Annotated in this window: 24 protein-coding genes; 13 read left to right on the top strand and 11 right to left on the bottom strand. The window is 62.9% G+C overall.

Translation table 11 applies throughout. The features are described from left to right. From AC2FNJ_RS02825 to AC2FNJ_RS02800, 6 genes are all read left to right on the top strand, one after another. On the top strand, window positions 1–241 hold a 241-nt coding region (locus tag AC2FNJ_RS02825; RefSeq protein WP_496762247.1), incomplete at its 5' end, for an EamA family transporter. A 47-nt stretch (window positions 242–288) separates the two neighbouring features. Next, the gene (locus AC2FNJ_RS02820) at window positions 289–1,161 is read left to right on the top strand and encodes an ATPase (RefSeq protein ID WP_496762245.1); all 873 of its coding nucleotides are present in this window, start codon (window positions 289–291) and stop codon (window positions 1,159–1,161) included. Between the two features lie 37 nt (window positions 1,162–1,198). Next, entirely contained in the window at window positions 1,199–2,116 is a 918-nt protein-coding gene (gene metA / locus AC2FNJ_RS02815) for a homoserine O-acetyltransferase MetA (RefSeq protein ID WP_496762244.1), read from the top strand. Further along, the gene (locus AC2FNJ_RS02810) at window positions 2,106–3,059 is read left to right on the top strand and encodes an alpha/beta fold hydrolase (protein ID WP_496762242.1); all 954 of its coding nucleotides are present in this window, start codon (window positions 2,106–2,108) and stop codon (window positions 3,057–3,059) included. The genes metA and AC2FNJ_RS02810 overlap by 11 nt, the downstream gene beginning before the upstream one ends. A gap of 49 nt (window positions 3,060–3,108) precedes the next feature. After that, entirely contained in the window at window positions 3,109–3,978 is an 870-nt protein-coding gene (ppk2, locus tag AC2FNJ_RS02805; RefSeq protein ID WP_496762241.1) for a polyphosphate kinase 2, read from the top strand. Then, window positions 3,971–4,585 carry a TetR/AcrR family transcriptional regulator gene (locus AC2FNJ_RS02800; RefSeq protein ID WP_496762239.1) on the top strand — a complete coding sequence of 205 codons (615 nt, stop codon included), beginning with the start codon at window positions 3,971–3,973 and terminating at the stop codon, window positions 4,583–4,585. The genes ppk2 and AC2FNJ_RS02800 overlap by 8 nt, the downstream gene beginning before the upstream one ends. A 23-nt stretch (window positions 4,586–4,608) precedes the next feature. On the opposite strand, the gene AC2FNJ_RS02795 is transcribed toward AC2FNJ_RS02800, so the two are convergent. From AC2FNJ_RS02795 to AC2FNJ_RS02770, 6 genes are all read right to left on the bottom strand, one after another. Continuing rightward, window positions 4,609–5,667 (bottom strand): adenylate/guanylate cyclase domain-containing protein, encoded by a 1,059-nt coding sequence (locus AC2FNJ_RS02795; protein ID WP_496762238.1) that lies wholly within the window; start codon window positions 5,665–5,667, stop codon window positions 4,609–4,611. Next, complete coding sequence (locus AC2FNJ_RS02790) at window positions 5,664–6,032, bottom strand: group I truncated hemoglobin (RefSeq protein WP_496762237.1); 369 nt, start codon at window positions 6,030–6,032, stop codon at window positions 5,664–5,666. The genes AC2FNJ_RS02795 and AC2FNJ_RS02790 overlap by 4 nt, the downstream gene beginning before the upstream one ends. A 137-nt stretch (window positions 6,033–6,169) precedes the next feature. Continuing rightward, window positions 6,170–7,009 (bottom strand): glycosyltransferase family 25 protein, encoded by an 840-nt coding sequence (locus tag AC2FNJ_RS02785; protein WP_496762235.1) that lies wholly within the window; start codon window positions 7,007–7,009, stop codon window positions 6,170–6,172. Window positions 7,010–7,158: 149 nt separating this feature from the next. Continuing rightward, the gene (gene rpsI, locus AC2FNJ_RS02780) at window positions 7,159–7,644 is read right to left on the bottom strand and encodes a 30S ribosomal protein S9 (protein ID WP_496762233.1); all 486 of its coding nucleotides are present in this window, start codon (window positions 7,642–7,644) and stop codon (window positions 7,159–7,161) included. Between the two features lie 6 nt (window positions 7,645–7,650). Next, on the bottom strand, window positions 7,651–8,109 hold the full coding sequence (rplM, locus tag AC2FNJ_RS02775) for a 50S ribosomal protein L13 (RefSeq protein ID WP_496762232.1): 459 nt from the start codon (window positions 8,107–8,109) through the stop codon (window positions 7,651–7,653). 172 nt (window positions 8,110–8,281) lie between these two features. Continuing rightward, window positions 8,282–9,685: an aminotransferase-like domain-containing protein gene (locus tag AC2FNJ_RS02770; RefSeq protein ID WP_496762231.1), complete on the bottom strand. Its 1,404-nt coding sequence runs from the start codon at window positions 9,683–9,685 to the stop codon at window positions 8,282–8,284. A gap of 100 nt (window positions 9,686–9,785) precedes the next feature. Here AC2FNJ_RS02770 and AC2FNJ_RS02765 point away from each other — a divergent pair, with 100 nt between their 5' ends. After that, entirely contained in the window at window positions 9,786–10,013 is a 228-nt protein-coding gene (locus tag AC2FNJ_RS02765; RefSeq protein ID WP_496762229.1) for a DUF1127 domain-containing protein, read from the top strand. A 58-nt stretch (window positions 10,014–10,071) separates the two neighbouring features. On the opposite strand, the gene AC2FNJ_RS02760 is transcribed toward AC2FNJ_RS02765, so the two are convergent. Next, entirely contained in the window at window positions 10,072–10,515 is a 444-nt protein-coding gene (locus AC2FNJ_RS02760) for a PaaI family thioesterase (RefSeq protein WP_496762228.1), read from the bottom strand. Window positions 10,516–10,573: 58 nt separating this feature from the next. On the opposite strand from AC2FNJ_RS02760, the gene AC2FNJ_RS02755 reads away from it, so the two are divergent. The 4 genes from AC2FNJ_RS02755 to gluQRS all read left to right on the top strand — a co-directional run bounded on the left by AC2FNJ_RS02755 (window position 10,574) and on the right by gluQRS (window position 14,456). Continuing rightward, entirely contained in the window at window positions 10,574–11,359 is a 786-nt protein-coding gene (locus AC2FNJ_RS02755) for an enoyl-CoA hydratase (RefSeq protein WP_496762227.1), read from the top strand. Between the two features lie 263 nt (window positions 11,360–11,622). Then, complete coding sequence (gene trmFO, locus AC2FNJ_RS02750; RefSeq protein WP_496762226.1) at window positions 11,623–12,990, top strand: methylenetetrahydrofolate--tRNA-(uracil(54)-C(5))-methyltransferase (FADH(2)-oxidizing) TrmFO; 1,368 nt, start codon at window positions 11,623–11,625, stop codon at window positions 12,988–12,990. A gap of 9 nt (window positions 12,991–12,999) precedes the next feature. Continuing rightward, the gene (locus AC2FNJ_RS02745; protein ID WP_496762224.1) at window positions 13,000–13,614 is read left to right on the top strand and encodes a class I SAM-dependent DNA methyltransferase; all 615 of its coding nucleotides are present in this window, start codon (window positions 13,000–13,002) and stop codon (window positions 13,612–13,614) included. Next, on the top strand, window positions 13,611–14,456 hold the full coding sequence (gene gluQRS, locus AC2FNJ_RS02740; RefSeq protein ID WP_496762222.1) for a tRNA glutamyl-Q(34) synthetase GluQRS: 846 nt from the start codon (window positions 13,611–13,613) through the stop codon (window positions 14,454–14,456). The genes AC2FNJ_RS02745 and gluQRS overlap by 4 nt, the downstream gene beginning before the upstream one ends. A 56-nt stretch (window positions 14,457–14,512) precedes the next feature. Here gluQRS and hisI read toward each other — a convergent pair whose 3' ends face one another. Continuing rightward, window positions 14,513–14,872 (bottom strand): phosphoribosyl-AMP cyclohydrolase, encoded by a 360-nt coding sequence (hisI, locus tag AC2FNJ_RS02735; protein ID WP_496762220.1) that lies wholly within the window; start codon window positions 14,870–14,872, stop codon window positions 14,513–14,515. 66 nt (window positions 14,873–14,938) lie between these two features. On the opposite strand from hisI, the gene AC2FNJ_RS02730 reads away from it, so the two are divergent. Then, complete coding sequence (locus tag AC2FNJ_RS02730; RefSeq protein ID WP_496762218.1) at window positions 14,939–15,391, top strand: iron-sulfur cluster assembly scaffold protein; 453 nt, start codon at window positions 14,939–14,941, stop codon at window positions 15,389–15,391. 60 nt (window positions 15,392–15,451) lie between these two features. After that, on the top strand, window positions 15,452–16,090 hold the full coding sequence (locus AC2FNJ_RS02725) for a MarC family protein (RefSeq protein ID WP_496762216.1): 639 nt from the start codon (window positions 15,452–15,454) through the stop codon (window positions 16,088–16,090). A gap of 186 nt (window positions 16,091–16,276) precedes the next feature. Here AC2FNJ_RS02725 and AC2FNJ_RS02720 read toward each other — a convergent pair whose 3' ends face one another. The 3 genes from AC2FNJ_RS02720 to ligA form a co-directional block, all read right to left on the bottom strand. Next, window positions 16,277–16,399 (bottom strand): hypothetical protein, encoded by a 123-nt coding sequence (locus AC2FNJ_RS02720; RefSeq protein ID WP_496762214.1) that lies wholly within the window; start codon window positions 16,397–16,399, stop codon window positions 16,277–16,279. A 111-nt stretch (window positions 16,400–16,510) separates the two neighbouring features. Next, window positions 16,511–18,601, bottom strand: coding sequence for an ATP-dependent DNA helicase RecG (gene recG / locus AC2FNJ_RS02715; protein ID WP_496762253.1), 2,091 nt, complete (start codon window positions 18,599–18,601; stop codon window positions 16,511–16,513). After that, window positions 18,598–20,724 carry an NAD-dependent DNA ligase LigA gene (ligA, locus tag AC2FNJ_RS02710; RefSeq protein ID WP_496762212.1) on the bottom strand — a complete coding sequence of 709 codons (2,127 nt, stop codon included), beginning with the start codon at window positions 20,722–20,724 and terminating at the stop codon, window positions 18,598–18,600. Before ligA ends, recG begins: the two co-directional genes overlap by 4 nt. Between the last annotated feature and the right edge of the window lie 78 nt (window positions 20,725–20,802).

Raw genomic sequence — 20,802 nt, 5'->3', positions numbered from 1 at the left:
CACTTGGATCGCCATCGCGTACTATTCCCTGATCGCCACCGCTGGCGCCTATCTGCTTTACTACCGGGTTCTGGCCATGGCCGGCAGCGGCAACCTGATGCTGGTCACGCTGATCATTCCGCCGGTCGCCATCGTTCTCGGGGCTGTTCTGCGCGACGAGGCGCTCGGCCCACAAGCCTTTGTGGGTTTTGGCCTTCTCGCCCTCGGCCTTGTCATCCTCAACCGTTCGGGCCGCAATTGACGCCGCCTGCCCCCCGAATTAGCAATGACGCAAAGGAAAGGTGGGGCATGATCTACGGCTCGGCGAAGGATTGGTGCGACGCGGCGCGCAAGAAGGTGCTGTTCTTTGGCATGTCGGGGCTGGGCAAGACCTATGTCTCGAACATCCTGCGCGACCAGGGCCAATGGTTCCACTACTCGATCGACTACCGCATCGGCACCCGCTACATGGGCGAGTACATCACCGACAACGCCAAGGCCGAAGCCATGAAGGTGCCGTTCTTGCGCGATCTGCTTCTGTCGGATTCGATCTACATCGGCTCGAACATCTCTTTCGACAATCTGACGCCGGTCTCGACCTATCTCGGAAAACCGGGCAACCCCGCGCGGGGCGGGCTCGAGATCGCCGAGTACCGCCGACGGCAGGAACAGTTCCGCATGGCCGAAATCCACGCCCTTCTGGATACCGAGTATTTCATCGACCGGGCGCGGCGCCTTTATGGCTACCCGCATTTCATCTGCGACACCGGCGGGTCGATCTGCGAATGGGTGGATCCCGACGACCCCAGGGATCAGGTGCTGTCGGAATTGTCGCGCCATACGCTCATGATCTGGATCAAGGGCGACGACGCCCATACCGAACGGCTGATCCGGCGCTTCGACAAGGCGCCCAAGCCGATGTCCTATCAGCCGGAATTCCTGACCCGCGTCTGGGACGAATACCTTGCCCGGAACGGTTGTGCCGAGAACGAGGTCGATCCGGACGCCTTCATTCGCTGGACCTATGCCAAGGCCATGGCGCACCGTCAGCCACGATACGAGGCGATGGCGCGCAACTGGGGCGTCACGGTCACGGCGGATGACATGGGGAATGTGCGCGATGCCTCGGATTTTGACGAATTGATCGAGCGCACCCTTGAGGCCCAGCCCCTCCGCCCCTAGTTTCCCAGGTTCACCCGCAGCGAAGAAACCCCGACAGATGCCCATCAAGATCCCCGCCGACCTGCCCGCCTATGACGTCCTCACGCGTGAGGGCGTCATGGTCATGTCCGAGGATCAGGCCATGCGGCAGGACATCCGTCCGCTGCATATCGGCCTGCTCAACCTGATGCCCAAGAAGATCCAGACGGAAAACCAGTTCGCCCGTCTGATCGGCGCCACGCCCCTGCAGATCGAGTTGAGCCTGATCCGCATGACCGAGCACCAGACAAAGAACACCGCCGCCGAACACATGGAGGAGTTCTATCGCCCCTTTCAGGAGGTGAAGGGCGAGAAATTCGACGGTCTCATCATCACCGGCGCGCCGATCGAGCATCTGGAATTTGCCGAGGTCACGTATTGGGACGAACTGCGCGAGGTCTTCGACTGGACCCAGACCAACGTGCATTCCACCTTCGGGGTCTGCTGGGGCGGTATGGCGATGATCAACCATTTCCATGGCGTCCGCAAACACATGCTGGATGCCAAGGCTTTCGGGTGTTTCCGGCATCAGAACCTCGCGCCCGCCTCGCCCTTTCTGCGCGGGTTTTCGGACGACTGCGTCATTCCCGTCAGCCGCTGGACCGAAATGAAACAGGCCGAGATCGACGCGGTTCCGGCTCTGCGCACGCTGCTCGGCAGCGACGAGGTCGGCCCTTGCCTGGTCGAGGATCTCGCGCATCGCGCGCTCTACATCTTCAACCACTTCGAATATGACAGCGACACGCTGAAACAGGAATACGACCGGGACGTGGCGAATGGAACGCCGATCAACGTGCCGATCAACTACTACCCGGGCGACGACCCCACCCGTACCCCGCAGAACCGGTGGCGCAGCCACGCCCACCTGCTCTACGGCAACTGGATCAACGAGATCTATCAGACCACACCTTTTGCCCTGGACGAAATTGGCCGGTAAGCTGCTGATATTCCTGGCCCTGGCGATCCTGGGCCTGACCGTGCTGACGCTCTGGCGCGCGGCCCGGCACGAAGCCCGCGCCGAAGCCGAATTTCCGCCCGAGGGGCAACTGATCACGGTGGACGGTACTCAGGTTCATGCCGTCGTGATGGGCGACGGACCCGATGTGGTTCTCATCCACGGATCGTCCGGCAACACGCGGGACATGACCTTTGCGCTGGCGCCGGCTTTGGCCGAAAACTATCGCGTCATCGTCTTCGACCGTCCCGGCCTGGGCTATTCCGAGAGTTTCAATCCCGATGGTGAGACCATCTGGGAGCAAGCCGACATCCTGCAGAAGGCGGCGGCACAACTGGGGGCCGAGAAACCCATCGTCGCGGGCCAAAGCTATGGCGGCGCCGTGGCGCTGGCCTGGGCGGTCGAACACCCCGACAAGGTGGCCGCGCTGGTTCCCATCGCGGCGGCCTCGAACCCGTGGTCAACGCCGCTGGATCTCTTCAACCGTGTGGCCTCCAACCCGGTCGGGTCCAGACTGGTGCCGCCGCTGGTCACGGCTTTTGTCCCGGACTCGTTCGTCAGCAGCGCCCTCGCCTCGGTCTTTGCGCCTCAGGCCGTGCCCGAAGGCTACGCCGACCATTTTGGTCCCGGCCTGACGCTGCGCCGCGAGTCAATGCGCGCCAATGCCCGGCAGCGGGCAAACCTGCTGGACGAAATCATCGCGCTGCAACCGCGCTATGGCGAAATCACCGTGCCGGTCGAAATCATCCACGGAACCGCCGATGACACGGTCGATCTGAACCTGCATTCGGACGCGCTGGCCCGCCAGATTCCCGGCGCTCACCTGACCGTCGTCGAAGACATGGGGCACATGCCGCAGGTGGTTTCGGTTCCCGAAACCGTCGCGGCCATAGATCGCGCCGCGACACGTGCGGGTTTGCGTTAATCGGATTCACATCCCATAGTAAGATACGGAAATCATTGGGAGGCACCCCATGGCCCGGCCAAAACACGGCGCGATTGCAACCTACTACAAGAAAAAGGCCCCGGCCGATGTCAGAAAGGCCATCGACCAAGGTGGAAAGGACGACATCCTGTCGGAAACCTATCCCTATCGCGAAGAGATGAAGGGCTCGGACTACGACGACGAGATGGAGGCCCTTCAGATCGAACTCGTCAAGATGCAGTCCTGGATCAAGGAAACCGGCCAGCGCATCGCCGTCATTTTCGAAGGTCGCGATGCCGCGGGCAAGGGCGGGACCATCAAGCGGTTTCGCGAGAACCTGAACCCGCGTGGCGCCCGCGTCGTCGCGCTCGCGAAACCCTCGGACGCCGAGCGCACGCAATGGTATTTTCAGCGCTACATCCATCATCTGCCCTCGGCCGGCGAGATCGTGTTTTTTGACCGCAGCTGGTACAATCGCGGGGTGGTCGAGCATGTCTTCGGCTTTTGCGAAAACGACGAACGCGAACGATTCTTCCGTCAGGTTCTGCCCTTGGAAACGGGTCTTGTGAACGACGGAATCCGCCTTTTCAAGTTCTGGCTCAACGTCGGCCGCGCCGAGCAGCTCCGCAGATTTCTCGCGCGCGAAGAAGATCCTCTAAAACACTGGAAACTCAGCCCTATTGACGTGGCGGGCCTGGAGAAATGGGACGAATACTCCGCCTCCATCGCAGAAACCCTGACCCGGACCCATTCCGAGACCTGCCCATGGACCGTCGTGCGCTCGGACGACAAGAAGCGCGCCCGCCTTGCCGCGATCCGAACCGTGTTGCACGCCATGGACTATGACGAAAAGGACGCGAAAGCGATCGGTGCGATCGACTCCAGGATTTGCGGAGGACCGGAAATCTGGGATGTCTAAACGCGGCTACCACCACGGCAATCTCAAACAGGCCTTGATCGACGCGGCGCTGAAGCTGATCGAAGAAAAAGGGCCGACGGGTTTCACCCTTTCCGAAGCGGCCAAGACTGCGGGCGTGACGCCGGCTGCGGTCTATCGCCATTTCGAAGGGCGCGAAGACCTGATCGCCGAAGCCGCACGGCAAGGGTTCGAGATGTTCGCCGACCTGATGCAATACGCCTATGACAAGGGCCAGCCTTCGGCGCTGGCCGCTTTCGAGGCCACCGGTCGCGCCTATCTGGCCTTTGCCCGCAAACACCCAGGTCATTACATCGCCATGTTCGAAAGCGGCGTTTCCTTCAACCGCACGCCGGAGCTCGCCGCGGCGGCTAACCGCGCCAGGAATGTGCTGGAAAAGGCGGCCGCGGACCTGTCCGAACACATCCCGCCGGAAAAACGCCCCCCTGCGTCGATGTTCAGCGCGCATATCTGGGCGATGAGCCACGGTGTGGTCGAGCTTTATGCGCGCAACACCGGGACCGCCTCGCCGTTCCCGCCCGAAGACCTTCTGGAAACCGGGATCGGTATCTATCTGCGGGGTTTGGGCCTGATCCCACCCGACGGATAGAGCTTGCCTGCCCGATTTGGTGCCTAGAAGCGCGAACCCGGCTGCGGCGACCGCAGCGGGGCGCTGACGTTGATCAATTCCACCTCGCCCATGCCCTTGATGTCCACCGCCCCCAGGTCAGACACCTGGAACTCGTCGATCAGGGCGAATTTCATTTCTTCCGGGGCGACGATGTTCATCGGATTGGCGAACACCTGCAGGCGCGAGGCCATGTTCACCGCCGGCCCGAACACGTCATAGACGTATTTCTGAATCCCGACGACGGACCCGACCGCCGCGCCGGTCCCCAGGCCGATGCGCGCCCGCCACTTGTGCGGATGGCTTTCGTTGCGGCGTTCCAGATAGCGCAGGAAGCGGATCGCGCAATGCGCCACGGCCGTGGCGTGGTCCGGCGTGGGGTCGGGCATTCCCGACACTGCCAGATAGGCGTCCCCGATGGTCTTGATCCGTTCGCAGCCATATTGCTCCACGATCCGGTCGAACGCCGTGAAGATATCGTTCAGTTCCCCCAGCGTGATCGTGGGGTCGGTTCTTGCCGCGAAGTCGGTGAAATCGACGAAATCCAGCATCACCACCGACACGTCCTTGTAGAGCTGCGGCGTCACGACGCCGAAGGTCTTGAACTCCTCATAGACCGATCTGGGCATGAGGTTGAGCAACAGCCGCTCAACCCGCTCCTTTTCTCTCTCCAACTCGCGCGTGTTCCGCTCGACCATGGTCGAATAGCTGTCGATCATGCTTTCGAGTTCGCGGATGCGCGTGATGTTCTGGCACTCGATGACGAGGATCTTTTCATCCAGGGAATTGGCCAGCGAAATGGTGATCGCAAAGATCAACGTGCGCCGTTTCGGCTTGATCTGCAGTTCTGCCGTGTACCGCAAACCGGTGTTGCGGACATTGTCCAGTTCCGCCTCATCCAGACCTTCGATCACATCGATCAGGGTTGCGCCGACTTCCGGCGTGCCGAACCACTCCGCGAAGGGTTCGTTCTGGAACACGAAACTCAGGTCCGAGGCGCGAACGACCGCAATACCGACCCCGATCGCACGAAGAAGGTGTTCGTTGATGGCGGAAATGCTCATGCCGCGTTACGAACGACGATGATGGAGCGCTTTTCCTCGATCGCAGCCAAGGCGCTTCGGATATCCTCGTCGGCCATGCCATGCTGCTTCAGGGCCTCGGCGAACAACTCGGCCATTTCGTCGAAGTCCGCGTGGCTGATGTTGAGATGACGATGAACCGCCTCGATCCGATCATCGCTGAACGAGGCAGGACCGCCGACCAGCGAAGAAATGAACTTGGTCTGGTGATCGATCAGCCGCGGCAGGTCGATATCGGCGAAATAGTCTCCTATCTGTTCGGAATCCAACGCCATTTCGTAGAACCTCATGACGATGCGGCTGATCGTCTTGAAGCCGCCGTACTTCTCGTAAATCGTCTGGCCCATCGCCCTCAGCCGCTTTGTTTCCAAAATTTCCAAGCAACATAATGCAATAAGCATGGATTGTTAACTAAATTACGGGCGAGCCCGAGCGACCGGCCGAACAAGATGCCAAGTTCAATGCATCGCGAATTCCAGAGCGGTTACACCCGCAGGTCTTCGGCGCAGGGAATGTAGCCCGCGTGTCCACCGTCGCGGATCAGACGGCTTTCGGCGCCCAACCTCCACCGCACCTTGCGGCCCGCAGCCAGAAGCTCCCGGCGCAGGCGGAACCAGATCGGGCCCTTTTCGAGACCGCGATTGAGGGCCGGATCGGACTCCCGTTCGCTGGTCCTGATGACCTCGGCGGACTCGCTGCCGGATTTCGACCAGATCAGTTGCACGCCGACCGCCGGAAAGACCTGATACATGCGCCAACCGGCACGAGGGAGAGAGATGAAATCATCCAGATGGTCCGAATAGCGCACCGACCAGTCCAATAGTTTGCGGCATCCCTGCTTCGACAGGACGTAGGCCGCGGCACTTGGGGCCATCTCCAGCATCGGGCGCAGCGTGACGCCGTTCAGCACGGTTTCAGGACCGAACCGCAAAGCGCGCGGTGAATAATCCAATTTGACCAGATCGAAACCGTCCGATGCATCCAAGACCCGCACCAGCACCCGGCCCAATCCGGACGACATCTCAACGTCGTCCTCAAAGACCGCTACCGCAGCAAGCCCATCCGCGAGCGCGCGCTTCCATATGGCCCGATGGCTTTCAAAGACCGCGATCTCGCTGCGCTTGAGACCCCACCGAGCACCACTGCCGGGCACGTAGCCACTGGCGTCAAGGGCTCCGGACTGGCTGGCATCCACGGCGGCGAAGCGGACCGCGTTCACACCCTGGGCGCGAAACTGCGCCTCCATGTAATTCCGCCGCTCCGGCACACGGTCGAGATTGATGAAGAATATGCCCGGTTTCGATCCTGCTGCGTCTGATTGCACAACCATCCCCTTAGCGGCCTGACGATCGGCCCGTCTGCGGTTTCGCCTGACTGCATAGCCGCACCCGCCGTCCCCTGTCGATAGAGCCGCGGACAAAAGAAAGGGCCGCGAAAACCTCGCGGCCCTTTCGGAATTGCCGGATTCGAACCTTAACGCTTCGAGAACTGGAACGAGCGGCGGGCTTTGCGCTTGCCGTACTTCTTGCGCTCCACGACGCGGCTGTCGCGGGTCAGGAAGCCGGCGGCTTTCAGCGCGCCGCGCAGGTTCGGGTCGTACAGTTGCAGAGCCTTCGAGATGCCGTGCTTGACCGCACCGGCCTGACCGGTCAGGCCACCGCCCTTGACGGTTGCGACCACGTCGAACTCGCCTTCGACGCCGGCAACCTGGAACGGCTGGCGCAGGATCAGCTGCAGCACCGGGCGCGCGAAGTATTCGTCCTGGTCCTTGCCGTTCACGGTGACCTTACCGGAACCCGGCTTGATCCACACGCGGGCCACGGCGTCTTTCCGCTTGCCGGTTGCATAGGAGCGGCCAAGTTCGTCACGCACGGGCTCGCGCACGACGGTTTCTTCGGCCACGGTTTCAACGCCTGCGACGGCGCTCAGCTCTTCGAGAGTGTTGATCTGATCAGCCATCGGTCATTAGCTCCGGGTGTTTTTCTTGTTCATGGATTTGACATCCAGAACTTCGGGGGCCTGGGCTTCGTGCGGGTGCTCGGCACCGGCATAGATGCGCAGGTTGGTCATCTGCTTGCGCGACAGACGGTTGCCCGGCAGCATGCGCTTGACGGCCTGATAGACCACGCGCTCGGGATGCGCACCTTCCAGGATCTGCTGCTTGGTGCGCGACTTGATGCCGCCCGGATGGCCAGTGTGCCAGTAGAAGTTCTCTTCGCGCTTCTTGCCGGTCATCTGGATCTTGTCGGCGTTGATGACGATGACGTTGTCGCCCATGTCCATATGCGGGGTGAACGAGGGCTTGTGCTTGCCACGCAAGCGCATGGCGACGATCGAGGCAAGACGGCCCAGAACAACGCCCTCGGCGTCGATCAGGATCCATTTCTTGTCGATGTCTGCAGGAGTTGCAGAAAAGGTTTTCATGTCAGGACAATCCTGTTTGATGTGAAAGACCGGCCTGAGGGCCAGACCGGTCCGAATTCGATGCAGGGGTTTTATTTTTGTCACGCGCTCACGTCAAGTGCGGTTTGAATAGATTATCTATGCTGTTTCAATAACTTAACAAATAGGTATCATTTTACCCCACGCCAGAACCCTATACGCTGATCTGTTCGGGCGGGTTGTCGAGCAATCCGCGCAGCCGCAGCATCGCGTCTTCGAATACGTCCAGCGGGACATGCCCGTTCATGGCGATGCGCACGGCATTCGGCGCGCGCCCATCGCGCAATGCAAATTCGTCGGCCGACCGCAACTGTATGCCCTCGCGTTCCGCGGCACGGCTGAAGGCGGCCGAACGCCAGCCCGAAGGCAGTTTCAGCCAAACGAACGGCACCTGCGGATCCCAGATCAGATCGAATCCGCCCAAGGCGTTGACGGCCACGCGAACATAGTCGGCCATCCTGTCGCGCACGTCCTGCGCCAGTTGTCGCGTCCGCGGATCACAGAGCAGCAGGCGGGTCAATTCCGCCAGGGGCTGCGCCAGCCCGAAATACCCGTACTCCGCCGAGCGGCGCAGATCGGCGCTGCGACCCTGCGGCGCGATGGCGAAACCGACGCGCAGCGCCGGTGTCAGGGTCTTCGAGATCGACGAGACATGCCAACCCCGCTCGGGCGCAAGGGCGCGATAGCTCGGTGCGCGCGCGTCGCCCATCCGATAGCAGTCATCCTCGATGATCTGCAGACCGTGGCGGCGGGCGACTTCGACCACCTCTTTGCGCCGCTCCAGCGGCGAATGGCTGCCGGTCGGATTCTGGACTTCGGGCGAAACACAGACGGCTTGGGCCGGCGTTTGACGCAGAGTCCGGTCCAGATCGCCGGGTTCGATACCCCATTTGTCCATCCGGATGCCAACGACTTCGGCCCGCATCAATTCGCCCGCGCGGCGGAAGCCGGCATAGGACAGATCCTCGACCAATACGACGGGCTTCGCACCGCTAAAAACGGTCTGGAACACCACGCACAGCCCGTTCTGGCCGCCATGGGTCAACACCACGTCTTCGCTGGTCAAAGGCCCCAACGGCAGATCCGACAGCCAGTCCACCACCGCCTGCCGGACCGGTTGGTAGGCATCCCGGGTCGGGTAGTTGAGAAACAGGTTCGGATCGCCCTGCGCCACCTTCTGCAGGCATTCCCGGATCAATGAAACCTGCCCCACATCGGCCAGGCGCGGGCTGAACAGGCTCACGTTTGCGTCATACTTGTCATCCCGCAGGTGCAGCTGGCGCGACCAGACATCGTCCAGCAGCGGTGCCTTTGGCGGCGCCACGAATGTGCCACGTCCCACTTCGGCGTGCAGAACGCCTTCATCGGTCAGGATGGAATAGGCCCGCGCCACCGTGCCCGGCGTTATACCCAGCCGATAAGCGAGTTCCCGCACCGGCGGGAGCCGCGCCCCCACCTCCAGCGTCTTTTCCTGCACGGCTTTTCGAATTGCATCGGCGACGAGCGTGTATTTCGGCCCCTTGGATTTCGGTAAGGCATCCGGCCAAATTGTACCCATTACAATTCTTCCTTTGATCGCGATATTATTCAGAGTGTATCAGGTGCGTGTATCAATATCACGCATATTGTGTCAATACAATTTGGAAAGGACATCCGTCATGACACGCGCAATGCACACCACCGCTCTGACCCTGCTGAACGCCAGCCCCCGGCTGCCGTTGCTGGCTGCTGTGGCCGTGCGTTTTGCCGCGGCCGTGACCAGATGGGAGCAACGTCGCCGTAGCCGGATAAACCTGAGCCACCTGGACGACCGGTTGCTCAGGGATGTCGGCCTGACCCGCATGCAGGCGCGGCAGGAATCCGCGCTGAAGTTCTGGCAGATCTAGGGTTCCCCTGTCCCGCTTCGGGACCGCTTCCTGGGCCGGGGTCTTCCCCGGCCTTTTTTCAACCCGCCGCCGCAGCCGCCGATCCGGCAGGCGGGATCGAATAGGTCATCGTCGCCCGGGCCACGGGTTTGTCGGATCCGTCCGAATACATCAGGATATCCCCCACCGCGAGAGTTCGTCCGAGCTTGAGCAGCCGGCATTCCGCGATCATCTGCGCCCCACCCAATGGCTTGCGCATGAAGTCCATGGAACAGCTTGTCGTGACCGCCAGCGCCATGCGACCCAGCCGCGCCAGAACCATGGCGTAGACGCAGACATCGGCCAAGGCGAACATGGCCGGCCCGGACACCGTCCCGCCCGGCCGCAGATGCCGCTCGGCGGTCAACAGCCGCATGGTCACGGCGTCCTCGGTCAGTTCTTCGATGGCGAAATCCTCTTTGACCTGCGGAAACACCTCGGACAGGTATTCGGCCAGTTCCTCCTTGTTCATCGCCAACGTCATTCTTTTCCTCCTGCGCTGCTGGGCTTAGAGTTGTCCCGAGATTCCGGGGGAGAGCAAGATGACAATATTGGAACGTCACGACACCGGCGCGGTGCGCCATCTGCGCCTGAACGCGCCCGAGCGCCTGAACGCGCTCAGCGACGAGATGCTGGCCGCGCTGCAGTCGGAACTGGACGCGCTGCGCGACGACAGATCCGTGCGCGCGGTGATCCTGTCCGGTGCCGGCAAGGCTTTTTGCGCGGGCCACGACCTGAAACAGATGACGGCCGGGCGCCAGGCCGAGGATCGCGGTCGCGCCTATTTCAAGGATCTCTTCGACCGGTGCGCCCGCGTGATGATGACGATCCAGCAGATACCCCAGCCCGTGATCGCCCAGGTGCACGGAATCGCCACGGCGGCCGGATGCCAGATGGTCGCCACCTGTGATCTGGCCATCGCCGCCGAGGGCACCCGGTTTGGTGTCAACGGCGTCAATATAGGCCTGTTCTGTTCGACGCCCATGGTGGCGCTCAGCCGCAACATCCCCCGCAAACAGGCTTTCGAGATGCTGACCACCGGACAGTTCATCGATGCGCGGCGCGCCGCCGAACTCGGCCTCATCAACCGCGCAGTTCCCGCGGATGCCCTCGAAGAAGAAACCCGCACCCTGGCCGATACGCTGGCGGACAAGCTGGGCAGCGCCGTGAAGATCGGAAAACAGGCGTTCTACCAACAGGCCCAGATGCCGCTGGAACAGGCGTACGCCTATACCGGAGAGGTCATGGTGGAAAACATGCTGAACCGCGACACCGAAGAAGGAATCGCCGCTTTCATCGAGAAACGCGACCCGAATTGGCGCCAATAGGTCAACGTTTTTGGCGAAAAGCTACGATTGTCGGCAGTTTTTCCTTTTCAAACCGGCAATACTGTGGCAGTCGTTTGTTCAGGCAATGGCCTTGACGACACTTTTGGGTCGCCGTGGGCGGAAGGTCCCTCCGACCGGTTTCTCTCACCGGCAACGACATTCCCGCAGCGGCGACCCCAAGTTCCCCGAACCGCACAGACTCTCCGCCTCCCTCTCCGCCTCCGGCGTTGCATGAAGCGTTGCGCTGTCCTATTTGGCACGGCATGAGCGAATCATTGCATATCGTGGGCGGCGGCATGGCCGGGTCCGAAGCGGCCTGGCAGGCCGCCGAGATGGGCGTAATCGTGGTCATTCACGAAATGCGGCCAAAGGTCGGCACCTTTGCGCACCAGACCGGCAACCTGGCCGAAATGGTCTGCTCCAACTCGTTTCGATCCGACGATCACGAGCAGAACGCCGTCGGGCTGCTGCATTGGGAGATGCGCGCCGCCGGCAGCCTGATCATGAAGACCGCCGATGCCCACCGTCTTCCGGCGGGCGGCGCCCTTGCCGTGGATCGCGACCCCTTCGCCGAGACCGTCACCGCCGCGCTCCGCTCTCATCCCCGGATCAGCGTAGCCGAGGAAGAAATCACCGGGCTGCCGGAAACGGGAAACTGGATCTTTGCCACCGGCCCCTTGACCTCGACCGCGCTGGGTGAAGCGATCCGTGCGCAGACCGGCGCCGAGGCGCTCGCCTTTTTCGACGCGATCGCACCCATCGTCTATGCCGATACGATCGACATGAGCAAGGCGTGGATGCAGTCGCGCTATGACAAGGGCGAGACCGAGGAAGAGCGCACAGCCTATCTGAACTGCCCGATGGACCGCGACCAGTACGAGGCCTTCATCGACGCCCTGCTGGCCGCCGACAAGACCGAGTTCCACGAGGGCGAAACCGCCGGCTATTTCGACGGCTGCCTGCCGATCGAGGTGATGGCCGAACGCGGCCGCGAAACCCTGCGCCATGGGCCGATGAAGCCGGTGGGTCTGACCAATCCGCACCAGCCGGACATCAAACCCTATGCCGTGGTGCAGCTGCGCCGCGACAACGCCTTGGGCACGCTGTTCAACATCGTGGGCTTCCAGACCAAGATGAAATACGGCGCGCAGACCGAGGTGTTCCGGATGATCCCTGGGCTGGAGAATGCCAGCTTTGCCCGGCTGGGCGGCATTCACCGCAACACCTTCATCAACTCGCCCACCTTGCTGGATGCACAGATGCGGCTGAAATCCAGGCCGAACATCCGCTTTGCCGGGCAGATCACCGGGGTCGAGGGCTATGTCGAAAGCGCGGCGATGGGTCTGCTGGCCGGACGCCTTGCCGCGGCCGAATTCCTGGGCCACCGCCTGCCCCCGGTTCCGCAGGACAGCGCCATGGGTGCGCTGATCCACCACATCACCGGCGGGGCCGAAGCCAAGACATTCCAGCCGATGAACGTGAATTTCGGCCTGTTCCGGCCGGTCGATGGGTTGAAAGGCGGGCGGCGAGGCCGCAAGGACCGGTACAAGGCCTATACCGACCGCGCCAAGGCCGCCTGGTCCACCTGGCTTGCGCATTCCCGACTGGACGGAATTCCAGCACCCGCCTAACATGCCTGCATGAGCGACAAATTTCTGAAAGACACCTACAATCTCGAATCCCCACAGGCGACCAAGGCGCATTACGAAAAGTGGGCGGGCACGTATGACGACGAGGTCGGGGAACAGGGCTATGCAACACCCGGTCGCGTGGCCGAGGCGTTGTGGTCGAAACTGCCCGAACCGGACACGCCGATACTCGATTATGGCTGCGGCACCGGGCTGTCGGGCGCGGCGCTGTCCCGCGTGGGATACCGCGTCATCGACGGCATGGACCCGACGCCGCAGATGCTGGACGGCGCCCGTGACAAGGGCGTCTATCGCAACCTCGCCAGCTTTGAAATCACCGATCCGGAACCGCTGACCGAGGGCGCCTACAAGGCGATCACCGCCATCGGCGTGATCGGGGTCGGCGCCGCGCCACCGGAAACCTTCGACCTGCTGATGAAAGCCCTGCCAAAGGGCGGTTTGCTGGCATTCTCCTTCAACGACCACGCCCTGGCCGACCCCGCCTATGTCGGCCGGTTGAACGAGTGGCTCGATATGGGCGCCGCGCGGCTGCTGTTTCGGGAACACGGGCCGCACTTGCCGGGCATGAACTTGAAGTCCGACGTATACGTTATTGAGAAAGCGTGACTTTCACCACTCGGTTTGCGCCATCTCCCACCGGTCCGCTGCATCTGGGGCATGCCTTCTCGGCGCTGCTGGCATCTGACATGGCCGCGGATGCGGGCGGCAGGTTCATGTTGCGGATCGAGGATATCGATCAATCCCGCGCACGCCCCCAATGGGAGGCGCAGATTTTCGACGATCTGCACTGGCTGGGTCTGACATGGCCCGAACCGGTGATGCGCCAGTCCGAACGCCTGCCGCGATACCGCACGGCGGTGGACCGCCTTGCAAGGATGGGCCTTGTCTATCCCTGCAAATGCAACCGGGCCGATATCGAAGCCGCCGCCGGTGCTCCGCAAGAGGGGGTGCCGCAATTCGGTCCGGACGGGCGCATCTATCCCGGAACCTGCCGGGCCCGGTCCCTGAGCGATGCAACGCCCGACGACTCTCTGCGGCTGGACATGGGCAAAGCCCTCGCCCGCGTCGGAGAGCTTTCGTTTCACGAGACCGGCCCTGGCCATGCCGGGACGCACCAATTGGACGCGGATGCGCTCGCTTGCGCCGTGGGCGACATCGTTCTGGTGCGCCGGAACATGGGCGGTTCCTATCACCTTTCGGTCGTCATCGATGACGCCGACCAGGAGATCACGCACGTCACGCGCGGCGAGGATCTGTTCGACGCGACCGCGATTCACGTTCTGCTTCAGGCACTTCTCGGCCTGCCCACGCCGGTCTACCACCACCATCGCCTGATCCGCGACGAAAACGGCAAACGCCTGGCCAAACGCGACGACGCCCGCGCCATCGCGAAATACCGTGCCGACGGCGCGGCGCCTGGCGACATCCGCTCGATGGTGGGGCTCTGACCCCTCCGGGCCTTGGTTCAAAAAGAGTGGATTCCCAAGCACCCTGACCTTGGCGGTCACGTCATCGGTTTCATCAACTCGACTTCGTCGCCTTCCCGCACCGCGGTATAGAAGCAGCTCCGCCGATTGGTGTGGCAGGCCGGCCCGGTCTGGCGAACCCGCAGCAACAGACAATCCCGGTCGCAATCCACGCGCAAATCCACCAATTCCTGCACATGGCCCGAACTTTCGCCCTTGATCCAGAAGGCCCGCCGCGACCGCGACCAGTAAGTGACCCGCCGCGTCTCCAGCGTTTGCGCCACCGCTTCGGCATTCATCCACGCCATCATCAGCACCTCGCCCGAGGCATCATCCTGTGCGATCGCCGGGATCAGCCCAGCATCGTTGTACGTCAGCGAAGAAGGGTCGAAGGGCATGGGAAAAACCTTTTGCATCCCGGAACTCGGCCACTATGTATTGGGAACAGCCATCGAGGGAAACCCATGTCCGGCGAGACCGACCTGATCAAGCTCTATTCCGGCCGAATTCTGGCGCTTGCGGCGGATATTCCGCATCTCGACCGGCTGGACGATGCAGACGCAACGGTCAAGAAACGGTCGCCCCTGTGCGGTTCGACCGTCACCGTGGATGTCAAGGTGCGGGACGGCCGAATCGTCGATTACGGTCAGGATGTGAAAGCCTGCGCGCTGGGTCAGGCTTCGGCATCGGTGGTGGGCGGCGCCATCATCGGCGCCACGCGCGAGCAGGTCGAAACCGCGCGCGATCAACTCAAGGCCATGTTGAAGAATGACGGACCGGTTCCCGACGCGCCTTTCGACGGGCTGGAAGTACTGATGCCCGCGCGCGACTACAAGAACCGGCACGCCTCGATCATGCTGACCCTCGAAGCGACGGCCGAGGCCATGGAAAAGGCGGAACAGGCCAACTGTGCCTGACCATGGCATTTTCGTCTTGAGTTTCGTAGACTTCCCTCAAGTCATGAGGGGGCAGTCATCTTGGCGCATCTGCTGGAATCCTTTGTCACGCTCTGGGTGGTGATCGACCCGATCGGCACCGTTCCCGTCTTTGTCGCAGTCACGGCTTCCCTCGATGCCGCCGCGCGCCGCCGCACGGCGATGCAGGCCGCCCTGGTCAGCGCCGGCATCCTGCTTTTCTTCCTGGTTCTCGGTCAGTTGCTGATCGACGCGCTGGACATCGGGCTGAATTCGTTCCAGGTCGCCGGCGGGATCATTCTGTTCCTGTTCGCGCTGACCATGATCTTCGGAGAAAGCAAGCCGAGCGCGGATCAGCGTCAGGTCGCCGAGGACACCGCCGAGGACCAGCACAAGCCCAACCCCGCCATCTTTCCGCTGGCGGTTCCGTCGCTCGCATCGCCCGGCGCCATGCTTGCCATCGTGGTGCTGACCGACAACAGCCGGTTCTCGCTCGTCGATCAGGGCATCACCGCATTGGTCATGTTGGTCGTACTGGCCGCGGCCTTTGTCCTGATGCTGTTGGCCGAGCCGATCATACGCCTCATCGGCCATGCCGGTTCGGCCATCATCAGCCGGGTCATGGGCATGATTCTGGCCTCGGTCGCGGCCAATTCGGTACTGTCGGCAATGCTCGACATCATCCAGACCGGGCAACTCTGACAAAAAAACCGCCGCTCCTCCCGGGCGGAGAGGGCGGCGGCAGGTTGTGCGTGTCTCGTGAGGGATCCGGATAGCCGTTCCGGGGCCGAGGCATGGCCCCTCAAGGGTCTTGGGACAGGTCGTCACCCTCGCATCACATGGGGAAAAGATGCAGGCGGGCCGGCACGAGATCGCAGGCAGAAACCGTCAGAATCCTCCGGGCAGGTGCAGTACGACCATCAGCATGACCGCCAGCGAGGCAACACCCACCGCATCCTGCAGCAGCGTGCCCTGGCACCGCGACATCACCGTTTTGATCTGGGTCAGCATGGTCTCACCTCCGGTCAGGGTTCAATACTTTGTTGACCTTTTGTTCTCATGTTTGAGCGAGTCTGTAAAGAACTTTTTAGGAACATTTGCGAACTTTTCGTGCTTTTTCGTTCAACCGACTGAAATCAAACGGATCGCCTGGTCCTGTTTCATCAGCCAGAGAAGAACACGCGCCGCCCTGCCCCGGTCCGAGGTCAGCGTGGGATCGGCGGCCAGCAGCGCACGGGCGTCGGATTGCGCCACCGCCATGAGACCGGCCTGCCGTTCGAGGTCGGCAATACGGAACTTGGGCAATCCCGATTGCGCGGTGCCGATCAGGTCGCCCGCGCCGCGCATCTCCAGGTCGGTCTCTGCGATGCGGAACCCGTCTTCGGTCTCGCGCAGCACTTCCAGCCGCCGGCGCCCGCCCTCGCTGAGCGGCGGCTGGTACATCAGCAGACAGGTCGATTCGGCATCGCCCCGCCCGACTCGCCCTCGCAGCTGATGCAGTTGCGCGAGGCCAAAGATCTCGGCCCGCTCGATCACCATGATGGTGGCGTTGGGCACGTTGACGCCCACCTCGATCACCGTCGTGGCCACCAGCACCTGGGTCCGGCCCGCCTGAAACGCGGCCATCGCCGCATCTTTTTCCGCCGGCGGCATCTGGCCGTGAACCAGGCCAACCACCCCCTCTCCCAGCGTGGCCCGCAGCCGCTTGAACCGCTCCTCTGCCGCAGTCAGGTCGGAAACCTCGGATTCGTCCACCAGCGGGCACACCCAGTAGCATTGCCGCCCCGCCTCGATGGCGGCGCGCAGATGCGCCACGACTTCGTCCATGCGCTGCGTGCTGACAATGGCCGTCTTGACCGGCTTGCGCCCCGGCGGCTTTTCGTCAAGCACCGAAACGTCCATGTCGCCGTATTGCGCCAACGCCAGGCTGCGCGGGATCGGCGTGGCGGTCATCACCAGAACGTCGGCCGCGACGCCTTTTTCGGCCAGTTCCATCCGCTGCCGTACCCCAAACCGGTGCTGTTCGTCGATGATGGCAAGGCGCAGATCGTGAAACGTCACATCGCCCTGGAACACCGCGTGCGTGCCCACCAGAACGTGGATGTCGCCATTCCTCAGGGCCGCCAGCTTGGCCTTGCGCTCGCTCCCCTTGTCGCGCCCGGTCAGGATTTCCAGCACCACCCCCGCCTCTTCGGCCAGCGGACGCAACCCTTCGAGATGCTGCCGCGCGAGGATCTCGGTCGGGGCCATCATCACCCCCTGCCCGCCCGCTTCCACGGCGACCAGCAGCGCCATGAACGCCACCAGCGTCTTGCCCGACCCCACGTCCCCCTGCAGCAAACGGTTCATCCGCGCATCCGAGGCCATGTCGGCGGCGATCTCCTCGATGGCGCGCACCTGCGCGCCGGTCGGGCGATAGGGCAAGCTGCCCAAAACCTTCGATTGCAGGGCGCCAGTACCGACACTGACGATCCCGCGCGCCTTGCGCTCGCGCAGACGCGCCAGCGCCAATGTCAACTGGTGCGCAAACAGCTCGTCATAGGCCAGCCGCGCCCGCGCGGGCGCCGTCGCGACCACATCGTCAAGCCCGCGCGGCGCGTGGGCCGCCCGGATCGCCGGCAGCCAGCCTGGCCAACCTTCGCGGGCGATCTGGGCCGGATCGATCCATTCGGCCAGATCGGGCGCCCGCGCCAGCGCACTTTGCGCGGCCTTGTAGGCGGTCTTTTGCGTGACCCCTTGCGTCAGGTGATAGACCGGCTCGAAATCCGGGATGCTGCCCGCCTCTTCCACCGGCAGCATGTGATCGGGATGCACCATCTGGGCCATCCCGTCGAACAGTTCGATCTTGCCCGACACCACCCGGCGCGCGCCCTGCGGCAAGACGCGTTTCACATAGTCGCCGCGCGCGTGAAAGAACACGAGCTGGAAATCCGTCTGCGAGTCCTCCACGAAGACCCGATAGGCCCCGCCCTTGCTGCGCGGCGGTCGATGCGCGCCCACCGTCACCTCCACCGTCAGGGTGGAGGGTATGTCGGCACCCTTGATCGTGTCCCGCCGACGGCGGTCCACCACCGCATAGGGCAACGCGAACAGCACGTCGCGCGGCGTTTCGATATCAAGCTGGGCCATCAACCGGGCGGTCTTTGGCCCCACGCCGTCCAGCGTTTCCAACCCCGCAAACAGCGGGAAAAGCTGTTCCGGCCGCCCCTTCATGAGTCCCCGATCAGCCGCAGCCACTCGTCTTCGTCAAGCGTCTCGATTCCCAAGTCAGCCGCCTTTTTGGCCTTGGAGCCGGCCCCCGGGCCGGCCACCACCAGATCGGTGTTCTTGCTGACCGAGCCGGCGACCTTGGCGCCCAGGGCCTCGGCCCTCGCCTTGGCCTCGGCCCGTGTCATCCTTTCCAGGGTACCGGTAAAGACCACCGTCTTGCCCGCGACCGGGCTGCCCTCGGTCTCGGGCCTGCGCGCCTCTTGCACCGTCAGCTGCGCGACCAGAGCGTCGATGCTTTGACGTTCGGCTTCCTGTGCAAAGGCAGAGACCAGCGCGCGGGCCATCACTTCGCCCACGCCGTCGATGCTCAGCAGGTTTTCCCAATCCGGACCTTCGAAGTCGCGCGCGGCGGTGATCGCGCGTTCGAATTCTTCCCAAGTGCCGTAGTGGTTCGCGATCAGGTTCGAGGCGGCCTCGCCCACATGCCGAATACCCAAGGCGAAAAGCAGGCGGGCAAAGGGAATGGTGCGCTTTTCCTCGATCGCCGTCCAAAGATTCGCGGCACTTTGCGCGCCCCAGCCCTTGCGGTTCGCCAGTTTGGTCAGGTTGGCGGCGTCCCGCTCCCGCAGGGTGAAGATGTCCACCGGCGTTTTCACCGGCAGGTCGGGATCGTCATAGAACATCTCGATCTGCTTGGCCCCCAGACCTTCGATGTCGAACGCCTTGCGCGACACGAAATGCTTGAGCTTCTCGACCGCCTGTGCCGGGCAGATCACGCCGCCGGCGCAACGCCGCACGGCATCGCCCTCTTCACGGATGGCATCGCTGCCGCATTCCGGGCATTTGGTCGGAAATTCATAGGGCACGGTATCCTGCGGCCGCTTGCTTAGGTCCACATCCGCGACCTTGGGGATCACGTCGCCCGCGCGATAGACCTGCACCCAGTCGCCAACGCGGATGTCCTTGCCGTCGCGGATCGCATTTCCCTTGGCATCGCGGCCGGCGATGTAATCCTCGTTGTGCAGGGTCGCGTTCGACACGACCACGCCGCCGACGGTCACGGGCGACAGCCGCGCGACCGGGCTGAGTGCGCCGGTGCGCCCCACCTGGATGTCGATCGCCTCAAGCCGGGTCCAGGCCAGCTCCGCCGGGAACTTGTGCGCGATGGCCCATCGCGGAGTCGTGGAGCGGAACCCCAGACGCGCCTGAAGGGCCAGATCGTTGACCTTGTAGACCACCCCGTCGATGTCATAGCCCAGGGTCGCGCGTTGTGCCTCGATCTCGCGGTAATGGGCGATCAGATCCGGCAGCGAGTCGCACAACACCGTCAGAGGATTCGTCGGGAACCCCATGTCCCGCATTCGTGCGATGGCGTCCATCTGGGTGTCTGCCAGCGGCTCGGATACCGCACCCCAGGAATAGGCGAAGAATTTCAACGGCCGCGACCGCGTGATGTCCGCATCCAGCTGTCGCAGGGATCCTGCGGCGGCGTTGCGGGGATTGGCAAAGATCTTGCCGCCGTTCTCGGTCTGGCGTGCATTCAGCGCCTCGAAATCCGCGTGCGCCATATAGACTTCGCCACGCACTTCCAGAATGCCCGGAGCGCCGTCGATGCGATCCGGAATATCGGCAACGGTGCGGGCATTGGCGGTGACGTTTTCCCCCACTTCGCCGTCGCCCCGCGTTGCCGCCTGGACAAGCGCGCCGCCTTCGTAGCGCAGGGACAGGGACAGACCGTCGATCTTTGGCTCGGCGGTGTAGGCCAGCGGCGCGGCATCGTCCAATCCAAGGTACTTTCGCACCGAACGGTCGAAATCTGCCACGTCCTCTTCATCGAAGGCGTTGCCCAGCGACAACATGCGAACCGCATGGGTGACTTTGGCGAATCCGTCGGCCGGGCGCGCGCCGATCTGGTCGGACGGGCTGTCGCCGCGTTTGAGATGGGGAAACCGGACCTCGATCTCGGAATTGCGACGCTTCAGCCGGTCATACTCGGCGTCTGATATCTCCGGTGCGTCGTCGATGTGATAGCGTTTGTTCGCCCGCTGCAACAGCGCCGCAAGGCGCGCCAGTTCGTCTTGCGCCTGCGCTTCGGTCAGTGCCGCCACCGCCAGTTCGTCGTTCATGGCCTCGCCCTGTCGCTCGATCTCATCCCTCAGTGATAGGGCGAGGCCATGTGCAGGTCCAGATGTGCTGTCTCGTGA

Source organism: Ruegeria sp. BHSB196 (assembly GCF_059613135.1).
The sequence above is the reverse complement of the archived record's forward strand: the minus strand, read 5'-3'. Positions and strand labels throughout refer to the sequence as shown.